We start from the raw sequence: 18,389 nt of genomic DNA, 5'->3' as shown, positions 1-18,389 counted from the left end.
TGGAAAGACCAATCGCCGGCGGGGCTTGATATTTCAAGCCCCGCCGGCGATTGAGGCGCGGGGTCCGGGGCGGAGCCCCGAGGCCGTAACGCCGGTGCGGCGTACACCTGCTGCTCAACGGCCGTTGAACGCGTCCTTCAGGCGGGAGAAAAGACCCTGCTGGCCCGGCTGGAACTGACCCGTGGGCCGCTCCTCGCCACGCAGCTTCGCCAGCTCGCGCAGCACCCGCTCCTGCTCGACGTCGAGCTTCTGCGGTGTCAGGACCTCGACGTGCACGATGAGGTCGCCACGGCCGCCGCCCCGCAGATGGGTGATACCGCGCCCGTGCAGCGGAACCGACTGGCCGGACTGCGTGCCCGGCCGGATGTCGATCTCCTCCGTGCCGTCGAGCGTCTCCAGCGGCACCTTCGTGCCGAGGGCCGCCGCCGTCATCGGGATCGTGACCGTGCAGTGCAGATCGTCGCCGCGCCGCTGGAAGGTCGGGTGCGGGAGTTCGTGGATCTCCACGTAGAGGTCACCGGCGGGGCCGCCGCCGGGGCCGACCTCGCCCTCGCCCGCGAGCTGGATCCGCGTGCCGTTGTCCACACCGGCCGGGATCTTCACCGTGAGGGTGCGACGCGACCGGATGCGGCCGTCACCGGCACACTCCGGGCACGGCGTCGGGACGACGGTCCCGAAGCCCTGGCACTGCGGGCACGGCCGCGAGGTCATGACCTGGCCGAGGAAGGACCGCGTCACCTGCGAGACCTCACCGCGCCCGCGACACATGTCGCAGGTCTGCGCGGAGGTGCCGGGCGCGGCGCCCTCACCGCTGCAGGTCGTACAGACCACAGCCGTGTCGACCTGGATGTCCTTGGTGGTGCCGAAGGCGGCCTCGTCCAGCTCGATCTCGAGGCGGATCATGGCGTCCTGGCCACGGCGCGTACGGGACCGGGGTCCGCGCTGCGACGCCGTGCCGAAGAAGGCATCCATGATGTCCGAGAAGTTCCCGAACCCGCCCTGCCCGAAGCCGCCGGCGCCACCGCCGCCGGACTGCGACAGGGGGTCGCCCCCCAGGTCGTAGACCTGCTTCTTCTGCGGGTCGGAGAGCACCTCGTATGCGGCGTTGATCTCCTTGAAGCGCTCCTGAGTCTTCGGGTCCGGATTCACATCCGGGTGAAGCTCACGCGCCAGCCTTCGGAAGGCCTTCTTGATTTCGTCCTGGGAAGCGTCTCGGCGCACGCCTAGTACGGCGTAGTAGTCCGTGGCCACTTACGACTCCGCCAGGATCTGTCCGACGTAACGTGCCACTGCGCGTACTGCTCCCATCGTTCCCGGGTAATCCATGCGGGTCGGGCCGACCACGCCGAGCTTGGCCACTGCCTCGCCGCCCGAACCGTAGCCGACCGACACCACGGATGTGGAGTTGAGTCCCTCATGGGCATTCTCGTGACCGATACGTACGGCCATGCCCGAATCTCCCACCTCACCAAGCAACTTGAGGAGCACGACCTGCTCCTCAAGTGCCTCCAGAACGGGCCGGATGGTGAGGGGAAAGTCATGTCCGAAGCGGGTGATGTTGGCCGTTCCGCCGATCATCAGCCGCTCCTCGGTCTCCTCGACGAGTGTCTCGAGGAGAGTGGAGAGCACCGTGGTGACCGTGCCCCGGTCCTCCTGCTCGAAGGCCTCCGGCAGGTCCTGCACCAGCTGCGGCACGTCGGCGAACCTGCGGCCCGCGACGCGGCTGTTCAGCCGGGCCCGCAGATCCGCCAGGGATGTCTCGCCGAACGGCGCCGGGCAGTCGATCATCCGCTGCTCCACGCGCCCGGTGTCCGTGATCAGTACGAGCATCAGACGGGCGGGCGCGAGCGACAGCAGCTCGACATGGCGCACGGTGGAGCGGGTCAGGGACGGGTACTGGACGATCGCCACCTGCCGCGTCAGCTGCGCGAGCAGCCGCACGGTGCGTCCGACGACGTCGTCGAGATCGACGGCGCCGTCCAGGAAGTTCTGGATGGCGCGCCGCTCGGGAGCGGCCATCGGCTTCACGGCGGTGAGCTTGTCGACGAAGAGGCGGTAGCCCTTGTCGGTGGGGATGCGCCCGGCACTGGTGTGCGGCTGGGCGATGAATCCCTCGTCCTCCAGGGCCGCCATGTCGTTGCGCACGGTCGCCGGCGAGACCCCGAGCTGGTGCCGCTCGGTGAGCGCCTTGGAGCCGACGGGCTCCTCGGTGCCGACGTAGTCCTGGACGATGGCGCGCAGCACTTCGAGCCTGCGTTCATTGAGCATCGGCGCACACACCTCCAGAAACAGTCGCTGCGATCGTCTTGCTTTGGCACTCCCTGTGGGCGAGTGCCAATCGTCCCCGGCTCAGTGTACGGCCGGTGGGTACGGGCCCGGCAAGGGCGCTAGCGTCGGGGTATGGAGTTCGCGCAGCGTATTGATTGGGTCTCGGCGGGTTGGGAGGGGCTCGCGCCGAATGTGGGGCGCGTGCGGCTGCCAGGGCTCGACTGCACGAGCGGCCTCGTCGTCGGTGAAGACGCGGCGCTCTTGATCGACACCGGATCCTCACTCCATGAAGGCGCCCGGCTGCGCGCGGACACCCGTGCGCTCCTCGGGGCGCACCGGAGAGTGACCCATGTCGCACTGACCCACCCGCACTTCGACCACGTGCTCGGCACGGCCGCGTTCGCGGGGGTCGAGGTGTACGGGGCGGTGGGCATCGACGCCCTCTTCGAGCGCGGCGCCGAGGCTCTGCGCGCCGACGCCGTGCGGCACGGGATCGATCCGGACTCGGCGGCCGAGGCGGTCGACATCCTCGTCACTCCGCCGCACCGGGTGTGCGGCGAGTGGACGCTCGACCTGGGCGGCGGCCTGACGGTGCTGCTCGCGAACATCGGCCCGGCGCACAGCGGCCACGACATGGCGGTGCTCGTCCCCGGAAGCCCGGAGATCGTCTTCTGCGGCGACCTGGTGGAGGAGTCGGGCGAACCGCAGGCGGGCCCGGACGCGGCGCCCGGCCACTGGCCCGCGGCGCTGAGTCGTCTCCTCGACCTCGGCGGCGAGGACGCGGTGTACGTCCCGGGGCACGGTTCGGCGGTGAATGCGGAGTTCGTCCGCGCGCAACGTGCCACATTGGCGACGCGTTTCGGCGTGTCGTAGTCCTGGCCTGCGCGGTTCTCCTATCGTCTTGCGGATGCGCCAGTACACCTCTGACCTGACTCCCCCGTGGAAGCGGAACAAGCCGGCCCCCGAGGTCCCGGCCGAACCGGACCTCGTCGTCGAGGAGGTCACCACCGGTTTCTGCGGAGCGGTGATCCGGGTCGAGAAGACGGCGCAGGGGCCGACGGTGACTTTGGAGGACCGCTTCGGCAAGCTCCGGGTGTTCCCGATGGAGCCGCGCGGCTTCATGATCGACGGCAAGGTCGTCACCCTCGTACGCGCCTCGAGTCCCGCCCCTGCTCGCCCCTCCCGGAGCGCGTCAGGATCGGTGGCGGTCCCCGGCGCCCGCGCACGGGTGGCCCGGGCGGGCCGCATCTACGTGGAGGGCAAGCACGACGCGGAGCTGATCGAGCGGGTCTGGGGCCACGACCTGCGCATCGAGGGCGTGGCGGTGGAGTTCCTGGAGGGCGTCGACGACCTCCCGGCGGTCGTCTCCGACTTCGCCCCGGGCCCGGACGCGCGGCTCGGGGTCCTGGTGGACCACCTGGTGCAGGGCTCGAAGGAGTGGCGTATCGCCCAGTCGGTGACGAGCGAGCACGCGCTGGTCGTGGGCCACCCCTACATCGACATCTGGGAGGCGGTGAAGCCGTCGTCCGTGGGCATCGAGGCGTGGCCCCGCGTCCCGCGCGGCCAGGACTGGAAGACGGGCGTGTGCCGGGCGCTCGGCTGGCGGGTGGCGAACACGGGCGAGGCCTGGCAGCACATCCTGTCCCAGGTGAGCACGTACAAGGACCTGGAGCCGGAGCTCCTGGGCCGGGTGGAAGAGCTGATCGACTTCGTGACGGCCCCGTAGTCGTCCCCCACGCCCTCGGGGCTCCGCCCCGGACCCCGCTGCTCAATCGCCGCAGGGGCTCAATTGGGCCCCCGGTGCCGCACAACAAGAACGGGGGCGTGAAGTCAGTCGACCAGGTCCCGCACGACCCCGTCCGCCAGCAGTCGGCCGCGCAGCGTCAACACGGCCCGGCCGGCGGCGAACGGCTCCGCCTCCAGCAGCCCGTCCCGCAGCGCGCCCCGCGCCGCCGCGAGGCCGTCCGCCTTCAGCAGCTCCAGCGGGCAGCCATCACGGAGCCGCAGCTCAAGGAGGATCCGCTCGACCCGGCGGTCCTCGTCGGCCAGGATCTCCCGCCCGGCTCCGGGCGAGCGCCCCTCCGCGAGAGCCGCCGCGTACGCCCCCGGGTGCTTGACGTTCCACCACCGCACCCCGCCCACGTGCGAGTGCGCGCCGGGCCCGGCCCCCCACCAGTCGGCCCCGCGCCAGTACAGCTCGTTGTGGAGGCAGCGCCCGGCCTCGGTCGTCGCCCAGTTCGACACCTCGTACCAGTCGAACCCGGCCGCGCCCAGCACCTCGTCGGCGATCAGATAGCGGTCCGCGTGCACGTCGTCGTCGGTCATCGGCACCTCGCCGCGCCGGATCCGCCGCGCGAGCTGCGTGCCCTCCTCCACGATCAGCGCGTACGCCGACACATGGTCGGGGCCCGCCCCGAGCGCCGCGTCCAGCGTGGCCCGCCAGTCGTCGTCGCTCTCGCCCGGCGTGCCGTAGATGAGGTCGAGGTTGACGTGGTCGAAGCCTGCCGCCCGCGCCTCCGCCACACACGCCTCGGGGCGCCCCGGCGTATGCGTACGGTCGAGCACCTTCAGCACGTGCTGCCGGGCGCTCTGCATGCCGAACGAGATCCGGTTGAAGCCGCCGGCCCGCAGCTCCGCCAGGTACGCCGGGTCCACCGACTCCGGGTTCGCCTCGGTCGTGACCTCCGCGTCGTCCGCGAGCCCGAACTCGTCGCGGATCGAGGCCAGCATCCGTACGAGGTCGGCCGCCGGCAGCAGCGTCGGCGTACCGCCCCCGACGAACACCGTGCGGACCGGGCGCGGGTCGTCGCCGAGGACCTTGCGCGCGAGCCGCACCTCCTCGACGAGCGTCTGCGCGTAGTTGTCACGGGACGCGAGCACGCCGCCCGTGCCGCGCAGCTCGGTGGCCGTGTACGTGTTGAAGTCGCAGTAGCCGCAGCGCGTGGCGCAGTACGGGACGTGCAGATAGAAGCCGAGGGGTCGGGACGCGGCCCCGGCGAGGGCGGACGCGGGCAGCGAACCGTCGTCGGGCACGGGCTCACCATCGGGAAGTGCGGAAGGCATGACCCCATTGTCCCGCCTCCGCGGATCGCTCCGTTCCCGTCACTGCGCCTGGAGCACCAGCAGCGCCAGGTCGTCGTCCGGCGGGCTGTCCGCGAAGGCGTGCACGAGCCGCCGGATCCGCTCCACGAGCAGCGGCGCCGTCAGGCCCGCACACCCGGCGAGCGCCTGCGCGAGCCCGTCTCCGTCGTCGAACTGGAGGGCCCCGCGGCGCCGCTCCGTCACCCCGTCGGTGACGCCGAGGAGCGTGTCCCCGGTGCGCATCAGGAACGTCTCACTCGTGTAGTCCGGGTCGTCGACGACGCCGAGCAGCACCTGTGGCGCGGCCGCGGCGACGACCTCCCCTCCGGGCCGCATGAGCAGCGGCAGCGGATGCCCGGCCGAGGCGAGGGTGCAGAGCACGCCGTCCTCGGTGGGGGTCAGCTCGCCGTAGAGGAGCGACAGGAAGCGGGAGCTGGAGCCCTCCGGGGGTACGCCCCGGCCGTCGGCCGCGGCGAGCGCGCGGGCCGCGGCGTCGGAGGCCTCGGTCGCGTCGTCGAGCAGCAGCCGGTTGAGCCGGTCGAGGACCTGCGCGACCTGGTACTCCTCCCGCGCGAGCAGCCGCAGCCAGGGCCGTACGAGCCCGATGACGACGGCGGCCTCGGGGCCCTTGCCCTGGACGTCGCCGAGCGCGAAGCACCAGCGTCCCGCGCCTGCCGGGAACACGTCGTAGAAGTCGCCGCCGGGGCCGCCCGCCTCCTTCGGCTCGTACACGAGGGCGCTCTTGACGCCGGGGATCTCGGCCATGGCCGTGGGCAGCAGACCGTTCTGCAGGATGCGGCTGATGGTGGCCTGCCGGGTGAAGCGGCGGGCGGCGCTGACGGCGAGGGCGACGCGCCGGCTGAAGTCCTCGACGAGCCCGGTGACCTCGTCGGGGAAGCGGTGCAGCCCGGCCCGCCCGATCAGCAGGATGCCCAGCGCGCGGCCGCCCGCGGAGAGCCGGTAGGCGACCGACGCGCCCGTGTCCTGGTTGACCGGGCTGCCCTGCGCGTCGAAGGGCCAGGGCACGGGGACGGCGCCGGAGAGCCGGTCGGGCAGCCGCGGGGGTTCCTTCTCCAGGAGCCCGCGGAGCTCCTCGGTGCGGTGCTCGTGGGTGTGCCAGACACGGGCGAGCCGGGGCAGCTGCATCGGGCCCGCGCCCAGCACGTCGTGCTCGACGACGCCCGGCAGACCGCGGCCCTCCTCCTCGTAGAACCAGATGGCGCACCAGTCCGCGAGCCGCGGCACGAGGAGCTGGCCGACGAGTGCGGCGACCATGTCCTCGTCGAGCTGTCCGGCGAGCAGGTCGGAGGCCTCGGCGAGGAAGGAGAGCGCCCCGCGGTTGATCCAGTCCTGGTCCTGGGGGGCGCGCCGGGCCCCGGGCGCCAGGATCTCCGCGGCGCGCAAGCCCCTCTGCAGGCTGCGCACGCGGTCCGGGGTGTCGGGAATCTCGGCGGCGGCCGGCGGGGCGTCGGCGGGGACGCGGGCCCAGACGGTCTTGGTGCCGTGCCCGTAGGTGATGCCCCACAACTCTGCGAGGGAGGCGACGAGTTGGAGCCCGCGGCCGTACTCGGGGGTCTCCGGCGAGCGGAAGGCCCGGTCGTTGCGGACGGCGCGGGCCGGGTGCCGGTCGGTGACCTCGACGACGAGTCCGGCGGTGACGCTGCCGTCCGGGGCCGCGTCCTCCAGGCGGCACAGGAGATCCACTCCGGTGCCCGCGTGGACGACGGCGTTGGTGACGAGTTCGCTGAGCACGACGGTCGCGTCGTCCATGAGGCGCCCGTCGAGAGTCAGGGACACCGACAGCTCGGGCAGTTCGATCCAGTCGGCGAACGCGGCCCGCAGGAAACGGCGGGCGGCAGCGGGCGCGAGCGGGTTCCCCGGCAGCGACGTGCGCGCGACGACGGGCTCCCCGGCCGGACGGCCCGGCGTGTCAGGGGAGCCGAAGAGGCTCTCTCGCTGGATCGGAATGGAACCCACGTTTCGGCTCCTGAGTAGTTGTGGCAAAGACGCCTCAGGCGACACCGACAGAGTGACAGACTGGCCCCGCCCATAAGCGCGGAGTTACCTAAGTAGGCCGCTATGAGTGAGAACAGTGGTATGCGTGCACCTCAGAAGGGTCATGGTGACGAAGCCATCCGTCCGAGTGAACTGCGGCCACTGTTGGCCGCCCTGACGGCCGCACGGGACGGGACGTTCGCACATGTGGCGACCACCGCGGACGGGATGGTCGGCGAACTCGGCGCGATCTTCAACCAGCTCGCGGACCGCAGCCTGCACTTCAATGCCGAACTCGCGCGGGTACGCCGGGAGATCACCCGGCACGGCCGGCTCGACGAGCGGCTGGAGGCGAGCCCGGGTCAGGGTGCCTGGGTGAACCGGGTCGGCGACGTGAACACCATCGTCGACGCGCTGGTCGCGCCGACCGCGAACGCCACGCGGGTACTGGAAGCGGTGGCGGGCGGTGATCTGACCCAGCGCGTCGACCTGCACGACGGCTCCCGTCAACTCCGGGGAGACCTGAGGCGGTTGGGGCGTTCGGTCAACAAGATGGTGGACCAGCTCTCCCTGTTCACCGGCGAGGTGACCCGGGTGGCCCGCGAGGTGGGCACCGAGGGCCGGCTCGGCGGGCGCGCCAAGGTGACGGGCCTGTCCGGCAGTTGGCGTGATGTGACCGAGGCGGTCAACACCATGGCGTCACGCCTCACGGCGCAGGTGCGCGACATCGCACTCGTGACGACGGCGGTGGCGCAGGGCGATCTGACGCGCACGGTGACGATCGAGGCGACGGGCGAGCTGCTCGAACTGAAGCTGACCGTGAACACGATGGTCGACCAGCTCTCCGCGTTCGCCGACGAGGTCACCCGCGTCGCCCGCGAGGTCGGCACCGAGGGCCAGCTCGGCGGCCGCGCCCAGGTCCGCGGCGTATCCGGCGTCTGGAAGGACCTCACCGACAACGTCAACTTCATGGCGTCGAACCTGACCTCCCAGGTCCGCAACATCGCCCAGGTCACGACCGCCGTCGCCAACGGCGATCTGAGCCAGAAGATCACGGTCGGCGCCCAGGGCGAGATCCTGGAGCTCAAGTCGACCATCAACACCATGGTCGACCAGCTCTCCGCCTTCGCCGACGAGGTCACCCGCGTCGCCCGCGAGGTCGGCACCGAGGGCCAGCTCGGCGGCCGCGCCCAGGTCCGCGGCGTATCCGGCGTCTGGAAGGACCTCACCGACAACGTCAACTTCATGGCCGACAACCTGACGTCGCAGGTGCGCAACATCGCGCTCGTGTCGACGGCGGTGGCGCAGGGCGACCTCGGCAAGAAGATCACCGTCGAGGCGAAGGGCGAGATCCTCGAACTCAAGTCGACCATCAACACCATGGTCGACCAGCTCTCCGCCTTCGCCGACGAGGTCACCCGCGTCGCCCGCGAGGTCGGCACCGAGGGCAACCTCGGCGGCCAGGCCCAGGTCCGCGGCGTATCCGGCGTCTGGAAGGACCTCACCGACAACGTCAACTTCATGGCGTCGAACCTGACCTCCCAGGTCCGCAACATCGCCCAGGTCACGACCGCCGTCGCCCAGGGCGACCTCGGCAAGAAGATCTCGGTCGACGCCCGCGGCGAGATCCTGGAGCTGAAGGACACCGTCAACACGATGGTGGAGCAGCTGCGCGGCTTCGCCGACGAGGTGACCCGCGTCGCCCGCGAGGTCGGCACCGACGGCCGGCTCGGCGGGCGGGCGACGGTGCACGGGGTGTCGGGCGTCTGGAAGGACCTCACCGACAACGTCAACTACATGGCGGACAACCTGACGTCGCAGGTGCGCAACATCGCGCAGGTCGCCACCGCCGTCGCCCAGGGCGATCTCTCCAAGAAGATCGACGTCGACGCGCGCGGCGAGATCCTCGAACTGAAGACGACGATCAACACGATGGTCGACACGCTCTCCTCGTTCTCCTCCGAGGTGACCCGCGTGGCCCGCGAGGTGGGCTCCCAGGGCCAGTTGGGCGGCCAGGCGCGGGTCGAGGGCGTGTACGGCACGTGGAAGCGCCTGACGACGAACGTGAACGAGCTGGCGCTGAACCTGACGACACAGGTCCGCGCCATCGCCGAGGTCGCCTCCGCGGTGACCTCGGGCGACATGTCCCGCTCGATCACGGTCGACGCGCAGGGCGAGGTAGCCGAGCTCAAGGACAACATCAACCTGATGGTGGCCAACCTCCGCGAGACGACCCGCGCGAAGGACTGGCTGGAGTCGAACCTGGCGCGCCTCGCCGCCCTGATGCAGGGCCACCGCGACCTGATGGAGGTCGCCGATCTGATCCTGCGCGAGCTGACCCCGCTGGTGAACGCCCAGTACGGCGCCTTCTTCCTCGCCGAGGAGGACGACGACGGCACGCAGCAGCCAATGACCGTCCCCACCAAGGGACTTGCGTTCATCGCGGGGTACGGATCGGGCTCCGCCTCGGTCATCAACACGGGCGGGATGCCGGTCCACGGCCTCGTACGGCAGGCGGCGCTCGAGAAGAAGCGGATCCTGGTGGAGGAGGTGCCGCCGGACTACATCAACATCAACAGCGGGCTCGGCGAGGCGGCGCCCGCGTCGGTCGTGATCATCCCGATCCTCTTCGAGGACAAGCTCCTGGGCGTCATCGAGCTCGCCTCCTTCTCCCGCTTCTCCGATGTCCACCTGGCGTTCTTCGACCAGTTCGTGAACACCATCGGCGTCGCCATCAACACCATCATCGCCAACTCCCGCACGGAGTCCCTGCTCGGCGAGTCCCAGCGCCTGGCCATCCAGCTCCAGGAACGCTCGAACGAACTTCAGCGCCAGCAGGCCGAGTTGCAACGCTCGAACTCCCAACTGGAGGAGAAGGCGGCCCTGTTGGCGACCTCCTCGCAGTACAAGTCGGAGTTCCTGGCGAACATGTCGCACGAGCTGCGCACCCCGTTGAACTCCCTGCTCATCCTGGCCCGGCTGCTCTCCGACAACCCGGACGGCCATCTCAACGACCAGGAGGTCCAGTTCGCGACGACGATCCACCGCTCCGGCTCCGATCTGCTCCAGCTCATCACCGACATCCTCGACCTGTCGAAGATCGAGGCGGGGCGGATGGACGTACGCCCCAAGAAGCTCCCCCTCATCAAGGTCCTCGACTACGTCCACGCGACCTTCCGGCCCCTCACCCTCGACCGCGGCCTCGCCTTCGAGGTGTCGGTGGGCGAGGACGTGCCGCGCGAGATGTTCTCCGACGAGCAGCGGCTCCAGCAGATCCTGCGCAACCTCCTGTCGAACGCGATCAAGTTCACTGCTCAGGGCCGGGTCGAACTGCGGGTCCGCCGCGTCAAGGCGCCCGAGGGGACACCGCTGGGCGACAGCGACGACCTGCTCGCGTTCACCGTCACCGACACGGGGATCGGCATCCCGCGCGACAAACTCGCCGTCGTCTTCGAGGCGTTCCAGCAGGCCGACGGCACGACGAACCGCAAGTACGGCGGCACAGGCCTCGGCCTGTCCATCAGCCGGGAGATCTCGGCGCTGCTCGGCGGCCACATCGTCGCGGAGAGCGAGCCCGGCGAGGGCTCCACCTTCACGCTGTACGTCCCCGTGCGCTGCCCGGGACATGAGCCGGCCCCCGGGCAGGAGCAGCCCACCTCGCCGCGGACGGCCCACCTGCCCGAACAGGGCGTCTCCATGGACACGTACGCGGCGTTGCAGCCGTCGGAACAGGAGGACAACTGGCCGGCGCCGACGAAGCTGGAGAAGTGGAAGACGGGCAGGCCGGGGCAGGTCCTGCCGGGCCGCCGCGTGCTGATCGTCGACGACGACATCCGCAACGTCTTCGCGCTCACCCATGTACTGGGCCGCGTCGGCATGCCGGTCCTGTACGCGGAGAACGGCCGCGAGGGCATCGAGACGCTGGAGAGCCACCCCGATGTCGAACTCGTCCTGATGGACATCATGATGCCCGAGATGGACGGCTACGAGACGATCTCCGTCATACGCGGTACGCCGAGGTGGGCCGGGCTGCCCATCGTGGCGCTCACCGCCAAGGCCATGCCCGGCGACCGCGAGAAGTCGATCGCCAAGGGCGCGAACGATTACGTACCGAAACCGGTGGACGTCGACCAGTTGCTGAACGTCGTGTGCGAGCTGCTGGCCCCCGAGGAGGCGGGACCGCCCGCCGCCGAGGTCTCCGGTTCTCCGGCGACCACTGAGTGAGGCACCGTCAACATGACCACTGCAGAGTCCACTTCAGCGGATCGGGCCAGCATCCTCCTTGTCGACGACATGGAGGACAACCTGACCGCACTCGAAGCCGTACTGGGGCCCCTCAACGAGCCGCTGGTCAGGGCCCGTTCGGGCGAGGAGGCGATGAAGGCGCTGCTGCGCAGGCAGTTCGCCGTCGTCCTCCTGGACATCCGGATGCCCGGCATGGACGGCTTCGAGACGGCGACGAACATCAAGCGTCTCGACCAGACGAAGGACGTCCCGATCATCTTCCTGACGGGCACGGAGGCCGACACCGGCTACGCCTTCCGCGGCTACGCGACCGGCGCCGCCGACTATCTGACCAAGCCCTTCGACCCGTGGGTGCTGCGCGCGAAGGTGACGGTCTTCCTCGACCTGCACCGCAAGAACCGCCAGCTGCAGCGCCTCCTGGCGCGTGAACACCAGCAGTTGGACGGCCTCGCGGCCCGCCTGACGACGGTGGAGCGCCGCCTGGCCGAGGACGAGAACCCCGATGTGCGAGAACTGAGCCACGACATCGGGGAGATGAAGGAGACGCTGCGGATGATGCGCCGGGGTTAGGGCGCTCCTGGTCCGCGGCGCCTCCTCGGGGTGTCAGCCCTCGCGGTTCCCGGAGTACATCTCGTCGAGCAGTGCCTTGTACTCGCGCTCGACGACCGGGCGCTTCAGCTTCAGGCTGGGCGTCAGCTCGCCGTGCTCGATGTCGAGGTCGCGCGGCAGGAGCTTGAACTTCTTGATGGTCTGCCAGCGCTGGAGGCCCTCGTTGAGCTCCTTCACGTAGCCCTCGACGAGCTGCACCGTCTGCGGCGCCGCGACGACCTCCGCGTACGAGGAGCCGCTGAGGCCGTTCTCCTTGGCCCACTCCAGGATCGACGGCTCGTCGAGCGAGATGAGCGCCGTGCAGAAGTTCCGGTCCGCGCCGTGCACCAGGATGTTGGAGACGTACGGGCACACGGCCTTGAACTGGCCCTCGACCTCGGCGGGCGCGATGTACTTGCCGCCCGAGGTTTTGATCAGGTCCTTCTTGCGGTCGGTGATCCGCAGGTAGCCGTCGTTGGACAGCTCGCCGATGTCGCCCGTGTGGAACCAGCCGTCCGACTCCAGGACCTCGGCGGTCTTGTCGGGCAGGCCGTGGTAGCCCTCCATGATGCCGGGGCCGCGCAGCAGGATCTCCCCGTCGTCCGCGATCCGCACCTCGGTGCCGGGCAGCGGCTTGCCGACGGTGCCGGTGCGGTAGGCCTCACCGGGGTTCACGAAGGAGGCGGCGCTGGACTCGGTCAGTCCGTAGCCCTCCAGGATGTGCACTCCCGCGCCCGCGAAGAAGTAGCCGATGTCGGGAGCGAGCGCGGCAGAGCCGGACACACACGCCCGCAGCCGTCCGCCGAAGGCCTCCCGCAGCTTGCCGTAGACAAGCCGGTCGGCGGCCTTGTGCTTCGAGGCGAGCTTGAACGGCACCGAGGCGACGCCCGTACGCCGGAAGTTGTCCTGGCTGACCTTCGCGTACTCGCGCGCGACGCCTGCCGCCCACTGGAAGATCTTGTACTTGGCGTTGCCGCCGGCCCGCGCCTTCGCGGCGACGCCGTTGTAGACCTTCTCGAAGATGCGCGGCACGGCGGCCATGTACGTCGGCTGCACGACCGGCAGATTCTCGATGATCTTGTCTACGCGCCCGTCGACCGCGGTGACGTGCCCGACCTCGATCTGGCCACTGGTCAGCACCTTGCCGAAGACGTGCGCGAGCGGCAGCCACAGGTACTGCACGTCCTCGCCGCTCACGAGGCCGGTCGCCGCGATGGCCTTCGCCATGTACGACCAGTTGTCGTGCGGGAGCCGGACGCCCTTGGGCCGCCCAGTGGTGCCGGAGGTGTAGATGAGCGTGGCGAGCTGGTCCTTCTCGATCGCCCCGACCCGCTCGGTGACGACGTCCGGGTTCTTCTCCAGGTACGCGGCGCCGCGCGCCTCCAGGTCCTCCAGGGTGAGCACCCAGCCGTCGGGGTCGCCCGCGTCGGGCTCGACGCCGGTCGCGTCGATCACGACGACGTGCCGCAGCTCGGGCAGCTCGGCCCGGCGCGCCCGCGCCTTGTCGAGCTGCGCGGCGTCCTCCGCGACCAGCACCCTGGACTCGGAGTCGGACAGGATGAACGCCGACTCGTCCTCGTTGGTCTGCGGGTACACGGTCGTGGTCGCCGCGCCCGCGCACATGATGCCGAGGTCGGCCAGGATCCACTCGACACGGGTCGAGGAGGCGAGCGCCACCCGCTCCTGCGGGCCCACTCCCAGCTCGACGAGGCCGGCGGCGATGGCGTACACGCGCTGCGCGGCCTGCGCCCAGCTCAGCGACTTCCAGTCGTCGGGGCCCGTGCCGGTGGCCGAGGGCACCGGATAGCGGTAGGCCTCGGCGTCCGGTGTGGCCGCCACGCGTTCCAGGAAGAGGTTCGCCACGGAGGGCGGACGGTTCTCGATCAGGTTCTGTGTGTCGCTCACGACGTCCTCCGGGGCCCGCGACAGCGCGGCTTGTTCAGACAGTGCGGCTTATTGATACGCGGCTTGATGCGCGGCTTGATACGCAGCTTGTTTAACTGGCGAGTAACCAGTGGGCAGTGATCAGGGTAAGGGTCACCCGCCTGCCGCGTAAGGGGCTCCGGCCTCCGACTTCATGGCACTCTCCCCCAACGTCCTCACCTCACACAGGGCCCACACAAAAGCGACGGCGCCTGCCCGTACAACGGACAGGCGCCTGTGTGCGGCAGCGGCTACTTCTTGCTCTTGGCGCCGCCGCCGTCGTCACTGGAGAGCACCGCGATGAAGGCTTCCTGCGGCACCTCGACGGAGCCGACCATCTTCATCCGCTTCTTGCCCTCCTTCTGCTTCTCGAGGAGCTTGCGCTTACGGGAGATGTCACCGCCGTAGCACTTGGCGAGGACGTCCTTGCGGATGGCGCGGATGGTCTCGCGGGAGATGACCCGGGACCCGATGGCCGCCTGGACGGGGATCTCGAAGGCCTGCCGCGGGATGAGCTCCCGCAGCTTGGCCACCAGACGCACGCCGTACGCGTACGCGGCGTCCTTGTGCGTGACGGCGGAGAACGCGTCGACCCGGTCGCCGTGCAGCAGGATGTCGACCTTCACCAGGTCGGCGGTCTGCTCGCCGGTGGGCTCGTAGTCCAGCGACGCGTAACCACGCGTCTTGGACTTCAGCTGGTCGAAGAAGTCGAAGACGATCTCGGCGAGGGGGAGGGTGTAGCGGATCTCCACCCGGTCCTCGGAGAGGTAGTCCATGCCGAGGAGGGTGCCGCGGCGGGTCTGGCAGAGCTCCATGATCGAGCCGATGAACTCGCTCGGCGCGAGGAGCGTGGCGCGTACGACAGGCTCGTGGACCTTGTCGATCTTGCCCTCGGGGAACTCGCTCGGGTTGGTGACCGTGTGCTCGGTGCCGTCCTCCATGTCCACGCGGTAGACCACGTTGGGGGCGGTGGCGATCAGGTCCAGCCCGAACTCGCGCTCCAGGCGCTCACGGATCACGTCGAGGTGCAGCAGCCCCAGGAAGCCCACGCGGAAGCCGAAGCCGAGCGCGGCCGAGGTCTCCGGCTCGTAGACGAGGGCGGCGTCGTTGAGCTGCAGCTTGTCGAGGGCCTCGCGCAGGTCGGGGTACTCCGAGCCGTCCAGCGGATAGAGGCCCGAGAAGACCATCGGCTTCGGGTCCTTGTAGCCGCCCAGGGCCTCGGTCGCGCCCTTGTGCAGGGAGGTGATCGTGTCACCGACCTTGGACTGACGCACGTCCTTCACGCCGGTGATGATGTAGCCCACCTCGCCGACGCCGATGCCGTCGGCCGGGGTCATCTCGGGGGACGACACACCGATCTCGAGCAGCTCGTGCGTGGCCCCGGTGGACATCATCCGGATCCGCTCACGCTTGTTGAGCTGGCCGTCGACGACTCGTACGTACGTCACGACGCCGCGGTACGAGTCGTACACCGAGTCGAAGATCATCGCGCGGGCGGGCGCGTCGGCGACGCCGACCGGCGGCGGGACCTCGGCGACGACCTTGTCGAGCAGCGCCTCGACGCCCATGCCGGTCTTCGCGGAGACCTTCAGCACGTCGTCGGGGTCGCAGCCGATGAGGTTGGCGAGCTCCTCCGAGAACTTCTCCGGCTGGGCGGCCGGAAGGTCGATCTTGTTGAGCACCGGAACGATCTTGAGGTCGTTCTCCATCGCCAGGTAGAGGTTGGCGAGAGTCTGCGCCTCGATGCCCTGCGCCGCGTCGACGAGGAGGATCGTGCCCTCACAGGCCGCGAGCGAGCGCGAGACCTCGTACGTGAAGTCCACGTGGCCCGGCGTGTCGATCATGTTGAGGATGTGGGTACTGCCCTGATCGGGCCCCTGGGTCGGGGCCCAGGGCAGACGCACCGCCTGGGACTTGATCGTGATGCCGCGCTCTCGCTCGATGTCCATCCGGTCGAGGTACTGAGCACGCATCTGCCGCTGCTCGACCACACCGGTCAGCTGGAGCATCCGGTCGGCGAGCGTGGACTTGCCGTGGTCGATGTGCGCGATGATGCAGAAGTTGCGAATCAGAGCCGGGTCGGTGCGGCTCGGCTCGGGCACATTTTTAGGGATCGCGGGCACGCAGGGTCCTGTCTCTTGAGGCCTTCTGCCTCAGGTCGGCCTCGGTTGGGATCAATACGTAGCCTCTATCGTCCCATGAGCGGGGGGCTGTGCTCGGTTTGGGCCGTTCGGACGGCGCCTGATATCGTCGGCAGCTGTGTCTCATGCCCTCTAAGCGGAGGCACAGGCTCAGTGACAATCACCGGTACGGGTCCCTGATCGGCTCCGTGCCTGAACCTGAAAAGGCTCATTTCGTGGCGAACATCAAGTCCCAGATCAAGCGGATCAAGACCAACGAGAAGGCTCGGCTGCGCAACAAGGCCGTGAAGTCCTCCCTCAAGACCTCGATCCGCAAGGCCCGCGAGGCCGCTGCCTCCGGTGACGTCCAGAAGGCCGTCGAGGCGCAGCGCGTTGCCGCGCGTCAGCTCGACAAGGCCGTCGCCAAGGGCGTCATCCACAAGAACCAGGCCGCCAACAAGAAGTCGGCGCTTGCTTCGAAGGTCGCGTCCATCCAGGCCTGAACCTGAACTGATCTGCCGTCGGTAGGACCCGGGCGGGCCCTCTCTATCCGCCCCCGACCGACACCCAAGAGCCCGCACGCGATCTGCGTTCGCCACGCGGGTGTGGGCTCGCACAGCGCTTGACCCGAGGCCCCGCCCTTCCCAAGGGCGGGGCTTTCGGCATTCCGGCGGTCCGGTGTCTTTGGGGCTTTCCAGCGGTCCGGCGTCCTTCGGGCATTCCAGCCGTCCGGCGCCCGAGGTACGTGCGCGCTACCCGCGCCCACGTGTCCGCGCGGCCCGGGCCACGGTCACCACGGCCTTCTCCAACGCGTACTCCGGATCGTCCCCGGCCCCCTTGACCCCCGCATCCGCCTCGGCGACCGCCCGAAGCGCGACGGCGACCCCGTCCGGCGTCCACCCCCGCATCTGCTGCCGCACCCGGTCGATCTTCCACGGCGGCATCCCCAGCTCCCGCGCGAGATCCGCCGGCCGGCCCCCGCGCGCGGACGACAGCTTCCCGATCGCCCGCACCCCCTGGGCCAACGCACTGGTGATCATCACCGGCGCCACCCCGGTCGAGAGCGACCACCGCAGCGCCTCCAGCGCCTCGGCCACCCGCCCCTCCACGGCCCGATCGGCGACGGTGAAGCTGGATGCCTCGGCCCGCCCCGTGTAGTACCGCCCGACGACGGCCTCGTCGATGGTCCCCTCGACGTCGGCGGCGAGCTGCGACACCGCGGACGCCAGCTCCCGCAGATCGCTCCCGATGGCATCGACGAGCGCCTGGGACGCCTCGGAGGTGGCGGACCGCCCGATCGCCCGGAACTCGCTCCGCACGAAGGCCAGCCGATCCGCCGGCTTCGTCATCTTGGGACAGGCGACCTCCCTGGCCCCGGCCTTGCGCGCCGCGTCCAGCAGGCCCTTCCCCTTGGCGCCACCGGCGTGCAGCAGCACCAGCGTGATCTCCTCGGCGGGCGAGCCGATGTACGCCTTGACGTCCTTGACCGTGTCCGCCGACAGGTCCTGCGCATTGCGTACGACGACGACCTTGCGCTCGGCGAACAGCGAGGGACTGGTCAGCTCGGCCAGCGTCCCCGGCTGAAGCTGATCAGGGGTGAGGTCCCTGATGTCGGTGTCCGCGTCCGCGGCGCGCGCGGCCGCCACGATCTGCTGCACCGCGCGGTCGAGCAGCAGATCCTCCTGCCCCACCGCGACGGTGAGAGGAGCGAGCGGTTCGTCGTTTGCAGTCTTCCTGGCCATCGCGCCCAAGCATCCCACGCGCCACTGACAAGCCCCCCGCCCAAGCGGCCGTTCAATCCTCACGGCACTTGAGCAGCAGACCGATCAAGCCCCTGCGGCGCTTGAGCAGCGGGGTCCGGGGCAGAGCCCCGCGTCCTCACCCCGGACGGCCTCGCGGCACCAGCCCTACGGCTCCTCGCGCCACCCGTCCCACTCCCCCGCGAACCCGTCCAGCTCCTCGGCGGACAGCCGCTCCGTCGCGTCCTCGACGACCAGCAGCCACTGCGCGTCCTCCGCGTCGTCCTCACCGGCCAGCGCGTCCCGTACGAGCTGGGGTTCCTCGGCCAACCCGAAGCGCTCCCGGAGCGCCTCAGCGGCCTCCTCTGCGGCGTCCCGGTCGGGCAGCACCAGTACGTGTCTCACATCGCTCACGCCCACCATTTTCCGG

Annotated in this window: 13 protein-coding genes; 5 read left to right on the top strand and 8 right to left on the bottom strand. The window is 69.9% G+C overall.

The window, feature by feature from the left end; all coding sequences use genetic code 11:
* Positions 1-114 precede the first annotated feature (114 nt).
* Positions 115-1,251, bottom strand: a complete 1,137-nt coding sequence (gene dnaJ, locus ACFYWS_RS19985; RefSeq protein WP_389278028.1) for a molecular chaperone DnaJ — start codon at positions 1,249-1,251, stop codon at positions 115-117.
* Complete coding sequence (gene hrcA / locus ACFYWS_RS19980) at positions 1,252-2,268, bottom strand: heat-inducible transcriptional repressor HrcA (protein WP_389278025.1); 1,017 nt, start codon at positions 2,266-2,268, stop codon at positions 1,252-1,254.
* A 132-nt stretch (positions 2,269-2,400) separates the two neighbouring features.
* Between hrcA and ACFYWS_RS19975 the strand changes: the two genes are divergently transcribed.
* Both ACFYWS_RS19975 and ACFYWS_RS19970 read left to right on the top strand, forming a co-directional pair.
* Positions 2,401-3,141, top strand: coding sequence for an MBL fold metallo-hydrolase (locus ACFYWS_RS19975; protein ID WP_389278022.1), 741 nt, complete (start codon positions 2,401-2,403; stop codon positions 3,139-3,141).
* A gap of 34 nt (positions 3,142-3,175) precedes the next feature.
* Positions 3,176-3,994 carry a DUF3097 domain-containing protein gene (locus tag ACFYWS_RS19970; protein WP_389278019.1) on the top strand — a complete coding sequence of 273 codons (819 nt, stop codon included), beginning with the start codon at positions 3,176-3,178 and terminating at the stop codon, positions 3,992-3,994.
* Positions 3,995-4,098: 104 nt separating this feature from the next.
* Here the strand turns inward: ACFYWS_RS19970 and hemW are convergent, their stop codons facing one another.
* Entirely contained in the window at positions 4,099-5,331 is a 1,233-nt protein-coding gene (gene hemW / locus ACFYWS_RS19965) for a radical SAM family heme chaperone HemW (RefSeq protein WP_389278016.1), read from the bottom strand.
* 39 nt (positions 5,332-5,370) lie between these two features.
* Positions 5,371-7,326, bottom strand: coding sequence for a SpoIIE family protein phosphatase (locus ACFYWS_RS19960; protein ID WP_389278012.1), 1,956 nt, complete (start codon positions 7,324-7,326; stop codon positions 5,371-5,373).
* Between the two features lie 102 nt (positions 7,327-7,428).
* On the opposite strand from ACFYWS_RS19960, the gene ACFYWS_RS19955 reads away from it, so the two are divergent.
* Both ACFYWS_RS19955 and ACFYWS_RS19950 read left to right on the top strand, forming a co-directional pair.
* Positions 7,429-11,568, top strand: coding sequence for a HAMP domain-containing protein (locus ACFYWS_RS19955; RefSeq protein WP_389278009.1), 4,140 nt, complete (start codon positions 7,429-7,431; stop codon positions 11,566-11,568).
* A 12-nt stretch (positions 11,569-11,580) separates the two neighbouring features.
* Positions 11,581-12,159 carry a two-component system response regulator gene (locus ACFYWS_RS19950; protein WP_389278006.1) on the top strand — a complete coding sequence of 193 codons (579 nt, stop codon included), beginning with the start codon at positions 11,581-11,583 and terminating at the stop codon, positions 12,157-12,159.
* 33 nt (positions 12,160-12,192) lie between these two features.
* Here the strand turns inward: ACFYWS_RS19950 and ACFYWS_RS19945 are convergent, their stop codons facing one another.
* Both ACFYWS_RS19945 and lepA read right to left on the bottom strand, forming a co-directional pair.
* The gene (locus ACFYWS_RS19945) at positions 12,193-14,082 is read right to left on the bottom strand and encodes an AMP-dependent synthetase/ligase (protein WP_389278002.1); all 1,890 of its coding nucleotides are present in this window, start codon (positions 14,080-14,082) and stop codon (positions 12,193-12,195) included.
* A 269-nt stretch (positions 14,083-14,351) separates the two neighbouring features.
* Positions 14,352-16,223, bottom strand: coding sequence for a translation elongation factor 4 (lepA, locus tag ACFYWS_RS19940; protein ID WP_389277999.1), 1,872 nt, complete (start codon positions 16,221-16,223; stop codon positions 14,352-14,354).
* A 233-nt stretch (positions 16,224-16,456) separates the two neighbouring features.
* Here lepA and rpsT point away from each other — a divergent pair, with 233 nt between their 5' ends.
* Positions 16,457-16,723 carry a 30S ribosomal protein S20 gene (gene rpsT / locus ACFYWS_RS19935; RefSeq protein ID WP_389277996.1) on the top strand — a complete coding sequence of 89 codons (267 nt, stop codon included), beginning with the start codon at positions 16,457-16,459 and terminating at the stop codon, positions 16,721-16,723.
* Positions 16,724-16,972: 249 nt separating this feature from the next.
* Here rpsT and holA read toward each other — a convergent pair whose 3' ends face one another.
* Both holA and ACFYWS_RS19925 read right to left on the bottom strand, forming a co-directional pair.
* Positions 16,973-17,962 (bottom strand): DNA polymerase III subunit delta, encoded by a 990-nt coding sequence (gene holA, locus ACFYWS_RS19930; RefSeq protein ID WP_389277993.1) that lies wholly within the window; start codon positions 17,960-17,962, stop codon positions 16,973-16,975.
* A 165-nt stretch (positions 17,963-18,127) separates the two neighbouring features.
* Complete coding sequence (locus ACFYWS_RS19925) at positions 18,128-18,373, bottom strand: hypothetical protein (protein ID WP_389277990.1); 246 nt, start codon at positions 18,371-18,373, stop codon at positions 18,128-18,130.
* Positions 18,374-18,389 lie beyond the last annotated feature (16 nt).

The organism is Streptomyces sp. NPDC002795 (assembly GCF_042888725.1).
GTDB lineage: Bacteria > Actinomycetota > Actinomycetes > Streptomycetales > Streptomycetaceae > Streptomyces.
Note: the sequence above shows the minus strand (reverse complement) of the source record. Positions and strands in the feature narration are given on the sequence as shown.

Coding starts and splice junctions, on each gene's coding strand:
- hrcA (WP_389278025.1), bottom strand. CDS start 2,268: ATGCTCAATGAACGCAGGCTCGAAGTGCTGCGCGCCATCGTCCAGGAC.
- ACFYWS_RS19975 (WP_389278022.1), top strand. CDS start 2,401: ATGGAGTTCGCGCAGCGTATTGATTGGGTCTCGGCGGGTTGGGAGGGG.
- ACFYWS_RS19970 (WP_389278019.1), top strand. CDS start 3,176: ATGCGCCAGTACACCTCTGACCTGACTCCCCCGTGGAAGCGGAACAAG.
- hemW (WP_389278016.1), bottom strand. CDS start 5,331: ATGCCTTCCGCACTTCCCGATGGTGAGCCCGTGCCCGACGACGGTTCG.
- ACFYWS_RS19955 (WP_389278009.1), top strand. CDS start 7,429: ATGAGTGAGAACAGTGGTATGCGTGCACCTCAGAAGGGTCATGGTGAC.
- ACFYWS_RS19950 (WP_389278006.1), top strand. CDS start 11,581: ATGACCACTGCAGAGTCCACTTCAGCGGATCGGGCCAGCATCCTCCTT.
- holA (WP_389277993.1), bottom strand. CDS start 17,962: ATGGCCAGGAAGACTGCAAACGACGAACCGCTCGCTCCTCTCACCGTC.